This window comes from Chrysiogenes arsenatis DSM 11915 (genome assembly GCF_000469585.1).
Taxonomy (GTDB): domain Bacteria; phylum Chrysiogenota; class Chrysiogenetes; order Chrysiogenales; family Chrysiogenaceae; genus Chrysiogenes; species Chrysiogenes arsenatis.
The window spans coordinates 15018-31457 of sequence record NZ_KI273144.1 but is presented as its reverse complement, the minus strand read 5'-3'; the positions used below and the strand labels follow the sequence as shown (position 1 = coordinate 31457).

13 protein-coding genes are annotated in these 16440 nt (G+C 51.4%); 4 read left to right on the top strand and 9 right to left on the bottom strand.

Going from position 1 to position 16440, the window contains the following annotated elements; genetic code table 11:
* Positions 1–8 precede the first annotated feature (8 nt).
* The 3 genes from P304_RS0111270 to P304_RS0111260 form a co-directional block, all read right to left on the bottom strand.
* The gene (locus P304_RS0111270) at positions 9–2081 is read right to left on the bottom strand and encodes an ATP-dependent DNA helicase (RefSeq protein WP_027390610.1); all 2073 of its coding nucleotides are present in this window, start codon (positions 2079–2081) and stop codon (positions 9–11) included.
* The gene (locus P304_RS0111265) at positions 2078–2911 is read right to left on the bottom strand and encodes a menaquinone biosynthetic enzyme MqnA/MqnD family protein (protein ID WP_027390609.1); all 834 of its coding nucleotides are present in this window, start codon (positions 2909–2911) and stop codon (positions 2078–2080) included. The genes P304_RS0111270 and P304_RS0111265 overlap by 4 nt, the downstream gene beginning before the upstream one ends.
* 76 nt (positions 2912–2987) lie before the next feature.
* Positions 2988–4142 (bottom strand): alpha/beta hydrolase, encoded by a 1155-nt coding sequence (locus P304_RS0111260; protein WP_027390608.1) that lies wholly within the window; start codon positions 4140–4142, stop codon positions 2988–2990.
* Positions 4143–4389: 247 nt separating this feature from the next.
* Between P304_RS0111260 and P304_RS0111250 the strand changes: the two genes are divergently transcribed.
* From P304_RS0111250 to P304_RS17290, 4 genes are all read left to right on the top strand, one after another.
* On the top strand, positions 4390–7440 hold the full coding sequence (locus tag P304_RS0111250; protein ID WP_027390606.1) for a chemotaxis protein CheB: 3051 nt from the start codon (positions 4390–4392) through the stop codon (positions 7438–7440).
* 14 nt (positions 7441–7454) lie between these two features.
* On the top strand, positions 7455–9197 hold the full coding sequence (locus P304_RS15380; protein ID WP_051321638.1) for a PAS domain-containing hybrid sensor histidine kinase/response regulator: 1743 nt from the start codon (positions 7455–7457) through the stop codon (positions 9195–9197).
* 78 nt (positions 9198–9275) lie between these two features.
* Positions 9276–9968, top strand: coding sequence for a DUF2231 domain-containing protein (locus tag P304_RS16730; RefSeq protein WP_027390605.1), 693 nt, complete (start codon positions 9276–9278; stop codon positions 9966–9968).
* Positions 9969–10041: 73 nt separating this feature from the next.
* Positions 10042–10440, top strand: a complete 399-nt coding sequence (locus tag P304_RS17290) for a VOC family protein (protein WP_201766966.1) — start codon at positions 10042–10044, stop codon at positions 10438–10440.
* Here the strand turns inward: P304_RS17290 and P304_RS0111230 are convergent.
* From P304_RS0111230 to P304_RS0111205, 6 genes are all read right to left on the bottom strand, one after another.
* Positions 10430–11128: a helix-turn-helix domain-containing protein gene (locus tag P304_RS0111230; protein WP_027390603.1), complete on the bottom strand. Its 699-nt coding sequence runs from the start codon at positions 11126–11128 to the stop codon at positions 10430–10432. The two genes, P304_RS17290 and P304_RS0111230, sit on opposite strands and share 11 nt — an antisense overlap.
* Positions 11129–11323: 195 nt before the next feature.
* Positions 11324–12385, bottom strand: a complete 1062-nt coding sequence (locus P304_RS15375) for an EAL domain-containing protein (RefSeq protein WP_051321637.1) — start codon at positions 12383–12385, stop codon at positions 11324–11326.
* A 136-nt stretch (positions 12386–12521) separates the two neighbouring features.
* On the bottom strand, positions 12522–13280 hold the full coding sequence (locus P304_RS16350; protein WP_051321636.1) for an RloB family protein: 759 nt from the start codon (positions 13278–13280) through the stop codon (positions 12522–12524).
* On the bottom strand, positions 13280–14566 hold the full coding sequence (locus P304_RS0111215; RefSeq protein ID WP_027390602.1) for an AAA family ATPase: 1287 nt from the start codon (positions 14564–14566) through the stop codon (positions 13280–13282). Before P304_RS0111215 ends, P304_RS16350 begins: the two co-directional genes overlap by 1 nt.
* Positions 14567–14707: 141 nt before the next feature.
* Positions 14708–15193: a P-loop NTPase family protein gene (locus P304_RS0111210; RefSeq protein ID WP_027390601.1), complete on the bottom strand. Its 486-nt coding sequence runs from the start codon at positions 15191–15193 to the stop codon at positions 14708–14710.
* A 247-nt stretch (positions 15194–15440) separates the two neighbouring features.
* Positions 15441–16358, bottom strand: coding sequence for a restriction endonuclease (locus P304_RS0111205; protein ID WP_027390600.1), 918 nt, complete (start codon positions 16356–16358; stop codon positions 15441–15443).
* Between the last annotated feature and the right edge of the window lie 82 nt (positions 16359–16440).

The following is a 16440-nucleotide window of genomic DNA, read 5'->3' as shown; positions in this document are numbered from 1 at the left end:
GCTGACGCTTAACGGAGTAAATGCTGCACGACCTCGTCCGGCTCACAGGCGATCGGTTGCTGTATCGGCAGCGAGCGGAGAAATATCTTGCCGTAGCGCCGATTCAGGATGCGGCTATCGCACACAATACAGCTCCCGCGATCATTCTCATCGCGAATCAAACGTCCGAACCCTTGCTTGAAGCGGATCACCGCTTGCGGAATGGAGAGCTCCATAAACGGGCTTTTTCCATCGCGCGTGGCCGCTTCGCAACGCGCCGCAAACAGTGGTTCGTCCGGCACGGGAAAAGGGAGTTTTTCAATCATCACGCAGCGGAGGTTTTCCCCCTTCACGTCGACCCCTTCCCAAAATGACGCCAGCCCGAGGAGCACCGCCGGAGTCCCTTCGCGAAAGCGGCGCAGCAGTTCATGGCGTGGCAGCTCACCCTGCACGTACAGTTCGCAGGGGAGTTTGTTCGGGCGCAGCTCTTCAGCCACTTTGCGGAGTCGCAGTTGCGACGTAAACAAGACAAAGACGCCACCGCCAAGGGCATGTGCGACCTGCGCAATCAGGCGTGAAATGTTTTTTTGATCATTACTTGGCAGACGCGCGTCAAATTCCGGCAAGCGCGGTAAGATGATGTTGGCATTGCGCGCGTAGTCAAATGGACTCGGAAGAATCCGTTCGTGCTGCGGGACGAAGCCAAGTTGTTTTTCCACATACTTCATGGAATCACCAACCGCGAGGGTGGCGCTGACCAGAAACGCACTTTTCACGCGGTTAAAGAGTGTTTCGCGCAGGATAGGTGCCACATCAAGCGGCGACGTCACGAGTTGGAAATTTTCGCGATCCAGCACGTACCACTGCACGAGGGTAGAATTTTCCCAGAGGGTGAATTGGTCGATAGCATCGATGTAGCCAGCAAAACGATTCACGTAGGCTTGCAGTTCACTCAGGTACTCATCATCCTCCAGTGACATGGCCGTAAAACTGAGGGCGCTGGCGGTCATTTGCTGCATCTGACGCCCACGCTGCAGGAGGAAGTGGATAATTTCCTGCAAAGCAACAGGGCATTGATCGCCGTGCTGAATCCGCTTGCGTTCTTGATATTCCAACGCGTGGAACACTTTATTGGCAAGCTCCGCATATTCCGCCGTAAAGCTCATCAATTCCAGCCGTACCCCTTCGAGCCGATTCAAAATATCCTGCTGTGCCAAGTTGCCGATCGTCGGCATCAATTGCACCCGCTGCGCCAGCATGGGGAGTTTGCCGTATTCCCGATTATTCGTGTAAGTGTAGATTCGTTGTAGGTTTTTCACAAACTGGCGGTGAGCAAATTTAAAGCCGATATGATTGGTCGCGGCGGTTTCCAAATTGTGCGCCTCATCGATGGTGGCAACCGCGTATTCGGGAATCAATCCATTGCTTTCGTCGTTGATGCTGCGGATCGCGAGGTCGGTGCAGAGCAGCGCATGATTGACCACCAGCACATCGGCCTCGTTGGCATCTTTACGGCTTTTAAAGAAAAAACAGTCGCGGTAATACGAACACTTGCGGTTCTGGCAGGTATCGCTTTCCGATTGCACTTCTTCCCACATTTCCGGCGCGACGCGAAACTCTACGTCGCTGCGCGAGCCGGTTTTGGTAAAGCCGATCCACTGCGCGAGACGAGCAAAGGCGCGCTGATCGTCGGTAAGCAACGCCGAATCGTGCGAAATATTCTGCATCGAAAGCTTGCGTAAGCAAATGTAGTTGCCACGCCCTTTGATCAAGATGGCGCGAAATTCGATCCCCAGCGCTTTGACAACCGGAAGATCTTTATCGAGAATTTGCTCTTGTAGATTGATGGTGTTGGTGGAAATCAGCAGGCGTGTTTTGGTGGTCAGCGCGTGGATAATTCCCGGAATGAGGTAGGCCAGTGATTTTCCTGTGCCCGTGCCCGCTTCGATAATCCCATTTTCTTCTGCCAGCAGGGCGTGTGCTACCGTTTGTGCCATCTCCACTTGTGGAACGCGCGGCTGAAAACCCGGCAGCACGAACGAGAGCATCCCTTCGTCGCCAAAAATATCGTTAATTGCTAATGGGGTGAGTGAAAGTGTCATGCTGGCGTAAAAAAGTGCAGCGGCGGTGCGTGGTCAATGATGTGGTAGCGTTCCAGTAAGCTAAAAAAGAGTTCCAATCCTTGGCGGTGCTCAATACCCAGATCGTAGGAAAGGAGCGCAAGGTACGCGGCCGCTTCAGCGGCGGAGTAGCCGATAGTGGTGGCGCATTGCGCGGCAATCGCCTCCAAATGTTGGCGGCCATAGGCAACGGACTGCAGGAGTACATCGTGCAGTGTGCTGACCGCTTGCGGCGAGTGCTCCGCCAAAGAACGGTTGATGACCCACAGGGCAAAAACGAATGGCAGACCAAAGCGGTCGTACCAGAGCGCCGCCAGATCGGAAACGTAGGCGAAACGGCCAAGGCGAACTTCGCGCAGTGCTTGGTCGCCAATCAGCATTAGCCCTTCGAGCGCCTGCGGTTCATGGGGCGACTCTTCGCCAGCAATATCAATAAACTCGCAGGTGACCCCTTCGAGCGCCATCAGCAGACGCATGAGGTTGCTACTCGTTAAGCTGGAGTTCGAAAGGTGAATGGTGCGCAGTTTGGGTAACGGCTTATTGTGGAAGAGGAGCACGCTCTGAACGCGACCGATGCTGGAAATGGAAATATCGGGCAGAAGCACAAAGCGCTCCGCGCCGCCCTGCGTGAAGGCAAAACTGGAAACCAGCCCTGCCTGATAGGAATTTGTGGTGAGTCCCTTGAAAATGGCCGCCGGAGTGGCCGCGTGAAAACTCCACGGCGTGACGTCAAGCATCTGTTGGAGAATGGCGCTCACCATCGGAGCGGTATTGATATAGCTGACAATGCCAGCGCGCGGATTCGGTTGCATCGGATACATGACCCTTCGGTACGAAAGTTTTTGATCCCATGTTACGCGAAAGGGGGTAGGGACTGCAAATTAAGAATCACGGAAGCGGCGCGTCGATGCTGGCCAGCCACTCATCCAGCAACGTGACCATATCGTCAAATCGCGGGTTGTAGGTCAACCTTTTCCCTTGCTGCCACTCGCGGTAAATGCCCTGCTCACCGTAGTGGAGGTCGTCCGGGCGATAGGGTAAACTGACGTGCGAAAAGGAGGTGATCCCTTTTTCCGGCAAGGAACTGTTCAGAAAATAGGTGCGTTTTGATGGGTCGAAATCGTCGTTGTCCCTTGGTTCGAATATTACCATACGGCTGGCAGGGTGCTGTGCCTGTTCGGTGAAAAAGCGCGAAGTCCGAGCGGTGCTGACCACTGGATCGTCTTGCGAAACGGCAATGAATACCGGAAGATGGCGCAAGTTTCCTGGTGTGAGCATGAGGGCGTCGTTCGTTTCTATCAATCGCTGCACTTCTGCCGCACCGCGCAGCGCGAAGGATTCATATTTGACCAAATCACGGTCAGCGCCACGAGTCAGCCACGGGTAGACGCGCGCGATCAGCGGCAGCAGCGTCGTGAATGGGGTGTTAATTGCCAGTGCCGGAGCGACTAAAACCAAACCGCGCACTTTCGTTGTTCCTTGCAGGGCGTGATGTACCGCCAGCGCGCCGCCGGTGGAAAAGCCGCCGAGATACAGTTCGTCGACATCATCCATCTGTGTAACGCCGTATGTCAGCGCGGCCAGCCATTGCGTCATGTCTGCCTCGCGCAAATCGCCAGGTACTGTGCCATGCCCCGGCAGTAAAAGTGCTCGCACCAGAAAACAGCGCTGTGCCAGATGCTCTCCGAGTGCGCGCATGCTGTAGGGTGAATCGCTTAGGCCGTGTAACAGCAGGATTCCTTTGGCATAGCGCCCGTTCGCGCCAGTGGGGCAGCCCTGTGCCGGGCGCAGTTCAAACGGGGCATTGGCCTGAATTGAAAACTCGCGCCACTCGGCGGGAATATGCGGCTGCTGCTCGCGCACGTGACGAATCATGGCGACCGAAGCGGCGATATAGTCTGCAAAAGGGACGGTCGCTTCAAAAGAAAAGTTGCGGTTGACGCCACTGGATTGCAAGCGCAAAGCGTTGGAATTCCGCCCGAAGGCAAACCAGAGAGCGACGATAACCAGCAGTAAAGCCGGGAGCCAGATGTATCGGAGCATAGGATATCCAGAGTTTAAGCGTGTTAAAGGTTGTTTTGTCTGTATGCTACGCGATGGAATGGATATCGGCAAGCAAGGGTATGCAATTTTTTTCCCCCGCAACAGACAGTGTATGGTAATGGAGAGTAGCACATTGCATACGCTCATCCTGCGAATAGAAAACGGTTCAGCGGAAAAGATGGTCAGCCAGCGTATTTCAGTTACGAAGGGCAAGTATACAAATGAATTCTCAATAATGGAGTAGCTCATGGCCAGAAAAAAAACCGTCGCAACGGAACCGGAGCAGACAGCCCTCGAAATGGTCACAACACCATCCAGGCCACACTTCCCCATCGTCGGTATCGGTGCTTCTGCCGGTGGCCTCGCTGCTTTTGAAGCCTTCTTTTCCGGCATGCCTGCTGATAAAGACCCCGGCATGGCTTTTGTACTGGTGCAGCATCTGGCACCCGATCACAAGAGCATCCTGACAGATTTGATCCGGCGCTATACCCGTATGGAGGTCTTTGAAGTCGTAGATGGGGTTGAGGTGCAGCCGAATTGTACCTATATCATTCCGCCCAACTGCGACATGGCTTTTTTAAACGGCACGTTGCAACTGCTAGAACCGTCAGCGCCGCGTGGGCATCGGCTGCCGATTGACTTCTTCTTTCGTTCCCTAGCGCAGGATCAGCACGAGTTAGCTATCTGCATCGTACTTTCTGGCACCGGCAGTGATGGCACGATGGGTCTTCGTTCGATCAAAGGCGAAGGTGGCATGGCGATGGTTCAGGTTCCTGAATCCACAGAGTATGACGGTATGCCTCGTAGTGCCATTAACACAGGATTAGTCGATTATATCCTGCCCGCGGCTGAAATGCCTGCACAGCTTATAGCATACGCCGCTCATGCCTTTGGCAAACCGCCACGACCAGCAACCGTCGCGGAACCCAAGACTGAGAGTGAACTAAAAAAAGTGTTTGTTATTCTGCGTGCACAGACAGGACATGATTTTTCCCTGTACAAGCCAAGCACCATTAACCGCCGCATCGAGCGGCGTATGGCAGTCCATCAGATCACAAGGTTGGACGGCTATGTCAAATATATTCAGCAGACACCGCTAGAGGTGGAAGCGCTTTTTCGTGATCTGTTGATTGGCGTCACCAACTTTTTCCGCGACCCGCTCGCCTTTGCTGAGCTTAAAGAAAAGATCATCCCGCGCATATTTGCCGACAAGCCGTTCGGCAGTATCATCAGGGTCTGGATCTGCGGCTGTTCTACCGGCGAAGAAGCCTACTCCATCGCTATTTTACTGCAGGAACATCTGGAAACCTTGAAGCAACAGTATACGATACAACTCTTTGCGACCGACATCGACAATCAGGCTATTGACCAGGCGCGCAAAGGTTACTTCGCCGCTGGTATTGCCAGTGATATCACACCGGAACGGCTGGCGCGCTTTTTCACTCTGGAAGCTGATGGTAAAACCTATCGTATCCAGAAAGGGATTCGCGACATGCTGATTTTTTCTGAACAGGACGTGATCAAAGATCCGCCTTTTTCCAAACTCGACTTGATCAGTTGCCGCAATCTCCTTATCTATATGGGAGGTGAGTTGCAGAAGAAGGTGATTCCACTATTTCATTATGCGTTGAATCCGGGCGGTTTTCTCTTTTTGGGCACGTCCGAGACTGTGGGTGAATTCAGCACTCTGTTTACCACGCTGGAGCGCAAACAGAAACTGTATCAGCGCAAAGAAAATGGGTATTCAGAGAAGCGAATCCCGGTAACAACGTTTTTGCCCCCCATGACAAATCCGGATGCGGAACTCCGGCAGCCCGCCGTCGGAAGGACTTTCCCGGCAAAAGTTCCGCTGCAGGAACTGGCAGAACAGGCGCTGCTGCAACAGGTAATCCAGGCTGGTATCCTTGTCAACAGAAGTGGCGATATTCTCTATCTGCATGGTCGCACCGGCATGTATCTGGAAGCGGCAACCGGCTGGGCGAACAACTACAACATCCTGAAGATGGCACGAGAAGGACTGCAGAGCGATTTAACCATTGCCCTGCACAAAGCTGCCACACGCAATGAGGTCGTCTGCCGTTCGGGGCTGCGCGTTAAAACCAACGGTCATTTCACCACGGTCAACCTGAGCGTCAGTCCGGTTGCTGCACGCCCTGACCCTGTTAAGCGACCGGGCATTCCGGCCGTCTCGGAACCGGCTTTGTTTCTGGTGGTATTGGAAGAGGCACTTACCCAGCTTCCCGAACTGGTTGGTAGTGGTTCTGGCCTAGCGCAAAACCCAGTCGAGGCAGACAGCACGGGAGTTCTCTCATCGACTACGGATTCCCGCCTGGCAGCTCTGCAATTGGAATTGCAAGCCAAGGAAGAATACATCCGGAGCGCCAATGAGGAGATGGACGCCTCCAAAGAGGAACTTAAATCCGCCAACGAGGAGCTGCAGTCGATTAACGAGGAGATGCAGTCGACCAATGAAGAGCTGGAAACCTCTAAGGAAGAGCTACAGTCGGTAAACGAAGAACTGGCGACAATCAACGCCGAACTGCAGACAAAGGTGGTGGATCTGTCACGAGTCAATGATGACATGAACAACCTGCTGGCAGGAACCGGTATCGGTACCGTGTTTGTGGATTTCCAGTTGCGTATTCTCCGCTTTACCCCCAGCGCAACCCAGATCGTCAATCTGATATTGAGCGATATCGGGCGCTCAATTGCGCACTTCGCCTCTAACCTGATTGGATACAACAGCTTTATGGCAGATATACAGACGGTGCTGAGTACCCTGATTCCCAAAGAGGTGGAGGTACAAACAGCGGATGGCGTCAGTTACATGATGCGCATTCTCCCCTACCGCACCGTAGACAATGTGATCGAAGGGGCGGTCATCACGTTTGTCAATATCACCGAGATTGTGCAAACGAGGGAACGTCTCAAAACAGCCAACGACCTGATCCGTATGGCGGTGGTTGTGCGCGATTCACACGATGCCGTTGTGATGCAGGACATGGGTGGGAACATCATGTCATGGAATCCGGCGGCGGTCAGGATGTACGGTTGGAGCGAGGCAGAGGCGCTGAAGCGACATATCCGCGAACTGATCCCGGAAGAGCTCCGCACGGAAGAGATAAAACGGCTGAAGCAGTTGAGCCGCAAAGATATTCTGGAGCCGTATCGCACCCAACGGATCGCTAAAGATGGCAAGATACTGGACGTGTGGCTGACCGCCACCGCTCTGTTGAATGAAGTTGGTGAAGTCTATGCGATTGCAACGACTGAGCGGGCAAGCATTATCGAGGAATAAAAAGGAGCACAACCATGGCAGCCATACCACCCGTAACCGCCCAGGATCTCCGACAGCGTGCCGAGGAGTTATTCCGGTCAAGCGAAAACCTCATTCCTGCATCGACTTCACCGGAGGAAATGAAACAATTATTCCACGAACTGCAGGTGCATCAGATTGAGCTGGAGATGCAGAATGAGGAACTGCGGCGTGCGCAGGCGGAACTGGATGCCTCACAGGCACGCTACTTCGACCTGTATGATCTGGCTCCTGCATGTTATGTGACCATCACGGCGAAAAATATTATTCAAGACGTCAATCTTGCGGCAGCTACCATGTTTGGCGTCGTCCGGAGCCTGCTTGTCAATGAGGGGATCAGCCGGATAATGCTCAGAGAGAGCCAACTCACCTTCTCTCAACATCTCAGACAGTGCATGGAAACAAGCACTGCGCAGGAGTGGGAGATGCGTCTGATGCGTGTCGGTGGCGAACTCTTCTGGGCGCATCTGCAGGTTACACTGGGGCAGAACGGAGAATACTGGCTTATTATTAACGATATTACAGAACGTAAACGAGCGGAAGCCGATTTACTCCAAGCCAAAGTCGCCGCCGAATCGGCTAATATAGCCAAAAGCCAGTTTCTGGCCAATATGAGCCATGAGATCCGCACCCCGATGAACAGCGTACTTGGTATGGCCCAACTTCTGGAGATGACCGAACTGACCGCAAAACAGCGCGAGTATGTCGAGCTCCTCAGGCTTTCCGGTAAAAACCTGTTGTCACTCCTCAGTGATATCCTTGACCTATCCAAGATAGAAGCTGGGAAGATTATTGTTGAGCCAGCCATTTTCAGCCTGAATCAGTGTATGTATGACAGCATCCTGTTGCAGGAAGCCGTCGCGCACAAAAAAGGGCTCAAACTTCAAGTTGAAATCGCGGAAAAGATCCCTCATCTGCTGGTGGGCGACCAGCTCCGCATCAAACAGATCCTCCTCAACCTGCTGGGAAATGCTGTCAAGTTTACGGCTACGGGGAGCATTACCGTCTCCGTGCACCTACTGGAAAAGCACGATGCCACGGTGTTGATCCGTATCGATGTGCGTGACACTGGCATCGGTATCGCAGCAGAATCCATTGAGCAGATATTCAAAGCCTTTACCCAGCAAGATGGTTCGATGACCCGCAATTACGGCGGCACAGGACTCGGCCTGACCATCAGCCGGTCGCTGGCGGAACTTATGGGTGGCACGATAACCGTCGAAAGTACCCAGGGTGTCGGTAGTTGCTTCAGCGTCACGCTTCCTTTTTTTGTTGCCAAAGAAATCGTCACCATTCAGGCTGCCACACCACAAACAGCAACCGGCTGGGATGGGCCTGCGCTGCGGGTACTGTATGCAGAAGATGATCAAATCAGCATAAAGTTCGGGGCTTCACTGTTTGAAATACTGGGGATTGACATTGTTGTCGTCGAGAATGGCAGAGAGTGCCTTACCGCTCTGGAGCAAGGCACATTCGACTTGGTCTTGATGGATATCCAGATGCCGGTTATGAACGGTGAAGAAACCCTGAAAGAAATCCGCAGAAAAGAGCAGAGTAGTGGCCTGCGCCTGCCGATTATTGCGGTGACGGCTCACTCAATGCGTGGTGATAGAGAGCGTTTTCTGGAAGAAGGGTTTGATGGGTATGTATCGAAGCCGCTTATTACCAGGGTGCTTGTTGCTGAGATGAAACGGGTGATGGGGTTATCAGGTGAAACCATGGAAAAAATTCCAGAATGATCAACTTCAGGGGCTTGATGATTATTTCACCAAACCGCTCAATTTTGCTCTGCGTAAACTTTGGAAAAAGGAGGGGTCATGAAGCCGGAACAGCTCAAACGGTTCAGCGGAAAAGATGGTCAGCCAGCGTATTTCAGCTATAAAGGGCAAGTGTACGATGCTACCCCAAGCCGCATGTGGCGCAATGGTGTCCACGCGAAAATTCATTACGCCGGAGAAGACCTGACCGCAGCCATGCAAGCGGCACCACATGGCGCTGAAGTGCTGGAACGGCTGCAAAAGATTGACACTTTGCAGTCAGCGCCGAAGATTCTTGAAGAAAAAGGGGAATCGACCACCAAGGAATTTCTGGCAAGTTTATATAGCCGCTTTCACCCCCATCCGGCACTCGTCCATTTCCCTATTGCCTTGAAGTTCTTTGCGGCTTTCATGTTGTTCATGTTCCTTGTTGAGCGCAACCCACACTATGAGGCTTCGTCATATTACGCCATTATGGGCGGAACGTTTTTTTCTATTCCGGCCGTGGCTGCTGGGCTTCTGAGCTGGTGGATTAACTATGACCTGCGTTGGACCGTTATTTTTATCATCAAGTTCTGGGGTTCAATGATTTTGCTTGCGAGCGGAATCGCAACGGTGGCCATTCGGGTTTTTGTGCCGGAAGTGGCTTACAATGCGGATACTTTGGCGTGGGTTTATCACTTCCTCTTTTTCCTGCAAGTTCCCGTGGTGTTTGTCGTGGCGTATTATGGTGGCAAATTAAGCTGGCCGTAATATGGCCAAAACGTTCAATACAAGCCGGACATTCCTGCGGTAGCATCGTGCAAAACTCTTTCGGAGGATCACGATGAATATTCTTTCTGCCAGTCCTACCATTGTTACTGCCGACATTGAGGCCGCCCGCGCTTTTTACCTGAACCATTTTGACGCCCACATCCACTTTGATTGTGGGTGGTATGCCGTCTTGCGCCTTGGTAGCAGCGAACCAGCGCCCGAAATCTGCCTGATGGCACCGCGCGACGGAATGGCCGTGTGTAGTGGTGGTGTGTTTTTGAATATCCGTGTGGATGGGGTGGATGCTTGGCATCAAAAGTGTTGTGCCGCCGGGTTGACCCCCGTGATTCCGCTGGAAGATCACCCGTGGGGAGATCGCGGTTTTGGAATTATTGACCCGAGTCAGGTTGTGGTGTACTGCTACGAACCCATCCCGCCTGCGCCGGAGTTTCAGCAGTATTTTACCGGATAAACGCATCCGGCGCAGTAAGATGACGCTGTGCAAGGAGAGGTTCGCGCTGCAATTCGCTTGGAGTGCAGCCGAACCAGCGCCGCATAGCACGGCTCATATGTGCCTGATCGCTGTACCCGCATTCCAGCGCAACATCCGCCAGCAAAACGCGTTGCCCAGCAAGGGTACACGCACAGCGCCGCGCCCGTGCCAGCGTGCGCCAGTAGGTCGTGTTTGCTCCGGTTTCCATCAATATCTGTCGCCGCCTCGTGCGCTCGCGGGATGTGGCGGGAATATTATTTGTGCTAACCTGTTGCAAATATTCATCCACCCATAGCGCGGGTTTGCGCGTCCAGCGCCAAGCAAACTCCTGCAGCAATACCGAAGCGCGCTCGGGAGTGCGGGCGATTTCACGCGCCCAGGCTCCGTATTGCGCATCGTGCTGGTTGATAGTGATATCACGCCATCTGCCATGACTCGCGGAAAGCTCGTGTCGCAGATTAGTTCCCGGAGCCAGCCGGATGCCATAATAACGCGTCCCTGGCAGGCATTGCACCGGCCTGACACCGGCATCTATGCCAGTGCAAACAATCTGCTGCCTGCCATCCGGGGTAAAGCACACAATGATGTCGCGGCAACCATCCGGCCATACCGTCAGCGTCGAGACGGTTGAAGTCATCTGCCATGTATCAATGATGTGGTCGGGCATGGGGACTCCTGTAGGTGTTGCCGTGAAAGCCGTGAAAAAATTGCTATCAAATCGCTACCCTTTTCGCCCACAACTCTAACGTTCTGTCTGGGATAAACCAGCGGTCGCCTTCTTTGTCGATAATCTCCCGTTTATAAAGCTGACGCAACGCGCAGCGCATCGTCAATCAGCTCTTGTCACTATCTCTGGCTCCCCTTACACCCGCTTCAGCGGCACGGCAGAAGGTTTGGCGTAGAAATACCCCTGCGCCAGATCAACGCCCTGCGCCACGCAGTAGGCGTGTTCTTCTTCGGTTTCTATCCCTTCGGCAAGTACGGTAATGCCTTGGTCGGTGGTCATTTGCATGACAGCTTTGAGGATGGCTTGCTTTAGTGAGTTGCAATGAATATCGCGCACGATATCCATATCGATTTTCACATAATCAGGTTGCAGTGCGGCCAGCAGTCGGAGCGACGAATACCCGCTGCCAAAGTCGTCCAGCGCGACGGAATAGCCGTGTTCCTTATAATGTGCCAGCACGTTTTTCAGGTGTTCCACATCTTGCACTTGCTCGGTTTCCACCACTTCAAACACGATGTCCTGCGGCTTCAGGCCGAGTTCCTGCACCCAGCGGAAGGTGTCGCGCAGGCAGTGTTCCGGGTTGTAAATGGTGGTGGGGATGAAGTTGATAAAAAGTTTTTCGCCAATGGCATGGTGCGCGGCATGACGCAGGGCGGAAGCCCGCGCTTCGCGATCGAGGTAGAATATAAGGTCAGAATGCCTAGCAATATCAAACATGCGGTCGGGGCGCAGTGGCGCGCCGCTGCTGTCGTTGCCACGGGCAAGGCATTCGTAGGCGTAAATTTGGGTGTTGTGGCTTTGGAGCGAAACTATCGGCTGGAAGTGGGTTGTCAAGCGCCCTTCGCTGAGTAGGCTCGTGATTTCGTTGCTTTGAATGAGGTAGTAGAGCTTATGCAGTGTGTAAACATGCTCCAGCGTCGCATACGTTATCGAAGCTCTGGCTGCGATAATTTGAACAGTGACGGAGTGCATTTCGGGCATGCGGATGAGTTGCAGCTCATCGACAAAACGGCGGATAAATGCGGCAACACATTGATTGTTCAGCACCAGCACATTACCGTGTTCGGCGAATTCGATACATTGCTCGCGAAGCCATGTGAGTGCGGCTGCTTTAATTGGTGCAATGCGAATATGCAGCACTAACGTGCAGGGAGTGGCGGCAACCGTTGGGAGTGATTGGCACAGTTGACAGGTCACGAATTTGACTCCTTTTTAAGGACGGTTTTTGTTTGCGAGTGTATAAAAGTCCCGTTAAAAGTAAAGGGACAAAGCCGTGCGGGTTGGATTGATGTCGATTCCAGAAGTGTGAACCTTGCCATTAAACATTTATGATTCACTCTGATATGGCAGATTGAAGTGATGCGGTATCTTGAGTGGAAAACTGTAATTGCAGAAGAACTTCCACCAATTCATATACCGACGTTCCGGGATTAGTATCTGCTGGCTGAAACCCAGCTTGCTTTGCGTCATCATGAAGCCGTCTTGCGTTTCGGATAGCAGATTCCCGTCCTTGTGGCTTCTCTACGTTTGACAATTGAGAAAACATATCCGGGTCATTTTTTTCGTATGGCGCACGCATGGCCTGTGCCAATTTTACGATTACCTGATCCCGGTCAATAGCCGTGTTGTGATAATGAAAATGCAACAAATACCAAATTTCAAAACATGGGTTAGACCAAGCAACTTTAATCTCCGGGCGGTTTTTTGACGCTTTTTCTAAAGCCTGATCAAAGTTCTGACGAGTATGTCCGCCTCCACCACAACGCTCCTCGTCACGATCGATGACAATCCAGCGGTGTTCGTAATCTTTGTATGTGTTGCCATAGACACCTTCGTAGGCAAGCAGATCTTGAAGCACTCCTGTCGGGTCAGTGTGCTGATGATTGGCAACAACGCACGACAAACCAGAAAGCCTTCTGGCATTTCTCAGAATTTCAAAATAGCGCTCAAAGTAAAGGCGTGCACTTTTTTTGTCCTCACAAGCGAGAATGACAAGATGGCGCTGTTCCAATTTGTTTTCACGCCGTTTCGTGTACTTTGCAGGAGTGTTGCGCGAGGAATGTTTTTCTCGATTCGATTTTCTCCGCGCCATTACGACTTCTCCGCAAAAGTAAAGGTGCCAAGATAGGGGATAGCCCCATATTTCCCTTGAACGTAATGTTTTTCTATATTGTCTGTGGGGCGAACCTTTTTATATTCCGCCAGTGAATGAAGGTGTGTAACCCCATAGCTATCTTTTTCAGTGAACCAAATCTGTGACTTGTGAAAAAGTTGTTGGTTGAGCAGATTTGTATCGTGCGTTGTAAAAATCAATTGGGCATTTTTTGTATTGATTTTCGGGTTGTTAAACATCGAAATCAAAGAGATAGTGAGCATTGGGTGGAGACTGCTGTCGAGTTCGTCAACAAAAAGAATTTTTCCGTTTTTTAAGGTATCCAAGAACGGAGCGGAAAGGCTGAAATATTTTTTCGTACCTTCTGACTCGTCGCTATCTAGGTCAAATGTTTCGATGCCGATGCACTGGTCGCTTTCATCGTATTTGTTATGCACCGTTTTAATGCCAATCTCGATCAAAGGGGATTTTGCTGCTCGCAATTGAGATAACATTTTTTCTGGAATGTTCAGCTTTTCCAACTCAGCCTGAGAAACTTCATTTTCCTCCAATAAAATATCGCTGACCCCAAGATCAGCGACGCAAACCATTTTGACTATTTCTGATTTATGGTCACCCCTACTCATTTGATCCAATGTGTACGTTGCATATTCTGAAGACTTTGCCCCATCTATCGTATTGGTATTTTTAAACCAAGTCAGAATGGTTTTTGATACAGCACCACCATCCTGGTCGCACTTCCAAAGAAAGAGACTATTTGGTAATACTTTATCTTTCAGCCCATGACCCTCTTTGAATTTTTCCGGGTTCACGTAAAATTCTTTGCCTTCGACATCCCGATAAAACAATCGAGCCTCTTTGCCCTTTTCATCAGCAAAAAGCCATTCGGAAAATATGGTCGCATTGTCCGCTTCGAATCCATATCGGTATTTGATCACTTTGTCGGAGGACGACACTAAAAACACTGCCTCAAAAGAACTTGAAGCTGATTCCGTTTCTACTGAAAGCCGAAAAGGCTCATGAAATAATGTATCCGTGGACTGGAGGACTCTTTTCGTATTGAGAACCATTGCTCTCATAAATCCGAATGCCTTTATTATGTTGGATTTACCACTCGCATTTGCCCCATAGAGCACAGCGCTCGAGAGTAAAGAATAGTTACGGGCGGGGAAAACATTTTTCGTGTTGTTAGAGCCAGAAATCATACTGAAGGTGACAGAATCTTTTATGGAACGGAAATTGTCGACAGTAAATTGAATTAGCATAACAGCCTCATTCTTGACTAATTTCCAGGCAATATACAGCTTAATTGCTAAAAATACACAAAAAACGACTTTATTATAGTGGAAAATGCCCGAGATTAGATTATAACGCTCCGCAAGCCATGCCGTGCTGCCGCGCCTACGTCACACTGATTCATAGTCGTGCAAATGATTGAGCTCGCGCTTTTCCTTGGTGAAAGAGTCGTAAAGCTCCCGATGCCAACGAAGCCCATACTCGTCGGAACGGCTTTCATACGCCGTCACCCACTCGATCAGATTGCTTAGGTTTTCATCCTGTTCCTCTTGCGAACTGAACTTTTCTGGCTCCCATGGCCGTGCGCGGCAATTTGCAACACACACGTCAACACCAGGATTCAGGAAGATAAGCTCTTCGCAATCCGCCAGAATCGGTTCGATAATATCCGCGTAACAACCCTCGATTATCCAGCTCTCATGTTCCGCGATGAAACGCTTTACATCCGCAATGCTCTCTTGAAGGCAACGCCGTTCCGAACCATCCTGAAACGCTACTTCATCCAACGACAAACGCGCAGCGGGTTGCCGAGCGATTAGTTTTCTGGAAAGTGTGCTTTTGCCGGAACCAGCATTGCCGAGCAGTATTGTTTTCATTGCGTTGCAATCTCCTTGAACTCTTGCGTGTACTTCATTCGGGCAATTGCCATGCAAGACTTCTCATACTCGTTTGTGAGTCGGGTTTAGAGGTGTGTCTGCTTGCTTTATAGCGCGTCAGTTGCTGGCTTAGCAGTTTCACCACAGGCGCCCTCCTTAAAGTTAACGCCCTGCTCACGCGCCGGTTTGGAGCCGCGAAGCGGCGGAGAATCGGTCGCTTCGCAGCCGATTGTTATAGGTTTCCCGGTCAATCTTCAATGAAGAAATCCGTATCCACTTTTTTGACTTCGTACACAGCCGCAGAACTCACGCCGACACCATGATCAATCATTAGCTGGACTAAATCGGTGCCGTCGATCAAAACCACTTTGGGGTCAATCTGCCCAACATAGTCTAAAGCTTCTTTTGAAAACCGGCTGGTAGTAATGAAAACTCCTTTTTTGGCACGCTGCCCGTGAAGTGCACCGACGAACTTTTGGATCTCTGGTCTGCCGACAACGGCCTCCCATCGTTTGGCCTGTAAATAGATTGCATCCAAGCCCAGGCGATCTTCTTTGATGACGCCATCAATACCTTCATCTGCGGTTTTTCTGGTGGCTTTACCAGCCTCTTTAACAGACCCGCCATACCCCATTGCAACAATGAGATGGACGACCAATTTCTCGAAGAATTCCGGCGTGTTGCCTTTGATCAGATGAAGTAACTCATTCGCCACTTCATCTCTTAATTGCTGATAGGCTTGCTCTAATGTTTCTTCAGGGGTCGTGGATGACGGCTCGCTCTCAGTAGTGTGGGTAACCTTCTCGGTTCTGTTCGTGCTGCTCGCCTGCCGAAATTCCTGAAACTCTTTGAACCGCTCCAGATACTTGATGTCAATTTTTTCGGGTGCTTCAGCGAGAATTTTTCGGCCTCGCTCAGAAATATGGAAGCGCCCCCGCTTTGGTGACTCTAGGACTCCTGCCTGTGCGAGATAGACCTTTGACCATGCCACGCGATTTGCAAATGTTGTTTGCCGACCACTTGGCAGCCTTTCCCGTAGATCCTCTTCGGAAAGTCCCATTATCTCGGCGAGCCTGTCACGAGCTTCTTGCATCGTATGCTCTTCTCCATCAGCGGAAAACTTGAGCAATGGCAACATCAATGATTGAAAGTCAGGTACAGCCAAGGCTTACTCCCTTTTTTTTACCTATAACGCCTGTAACACTTGACCGGAAAAGCGTAGCTTTTTTGGGTCAAGTGCTTACGAT

Coding starts and splice junctions, on each gene's coding strand:
- P304_RS0111270 (WP_027390610.1), bottom strand. CDS start 2,081: ATGACACTTTCACTCACCCCATTAGCAATTAACGATATTTTTGGCGAC.
- P304_RS0111265 (WP_027390609.1), bottom strand. CDS start 2,911: ATGCAACCGAATCCGCGCGCTGGCATTGTCAGCTATATCAATACCGCT.
- P304_RS0111260 (WP_027390608.1), bottom strand. CDS start 4,142: ATGCTCCGATACATCTGGCTCCCGGCTTTACTGCTGGTTATCGTCGCT.
- P304_RS0111250 (WP_027390606.1), top strand. CDS start 4,390: ATGGCCAGAAAAAAAACCGTCGCAACGGAACCGGAGCAGACAGCCCTC.
- P304_RS15380 (WP_051321638.1), top strand. CDS start 7,455: ATGGCAGCCATACCACCCGTAACCGCCCAGGATCTCCGACAGCGTGCC.
- P304_RS16730 (WP_027390605.1), top strand. CDS start 9,276: ATGAAGCCGGAACAGCTCAAACGGTTCAGCGGAAAAGATGGTCAGCCA.
- P304_RS17290 (WP_201766966.1), top strand. CDS start 10,042: ATGAATATTCTTTCTGCCAGTCCTACCATTGTTACTGCCGACATTGAG.
- P304_RS0111230 (WP_027390603.1), bottom strand. CDS start 11,128: ATGCCCGACCACATCATTGATACATGGCAGATGACTTCAACCGTCTCG.
- P304_RS16350 (WP_051321636.1), bottom strand. CDS start 13,280: ATGGCGCGGAGAAAATCGAATCGAGAAAAACATTCCTCGCGCAACACT.
- P304_RS0111215 (WP_027390602.1), bottom strand. CDS start 14,566: ATGCTAATTCAATTTACTGTCGACAATTTCCGTTCCATAAAAGATTCT.
- P304_RS0111210 (WP_027390601.1), bottom strand. CDS start 15,193: ATGAAAACAATACTGCTCGGCAATGCTGGTTCCGGCAAAAGCACACTT.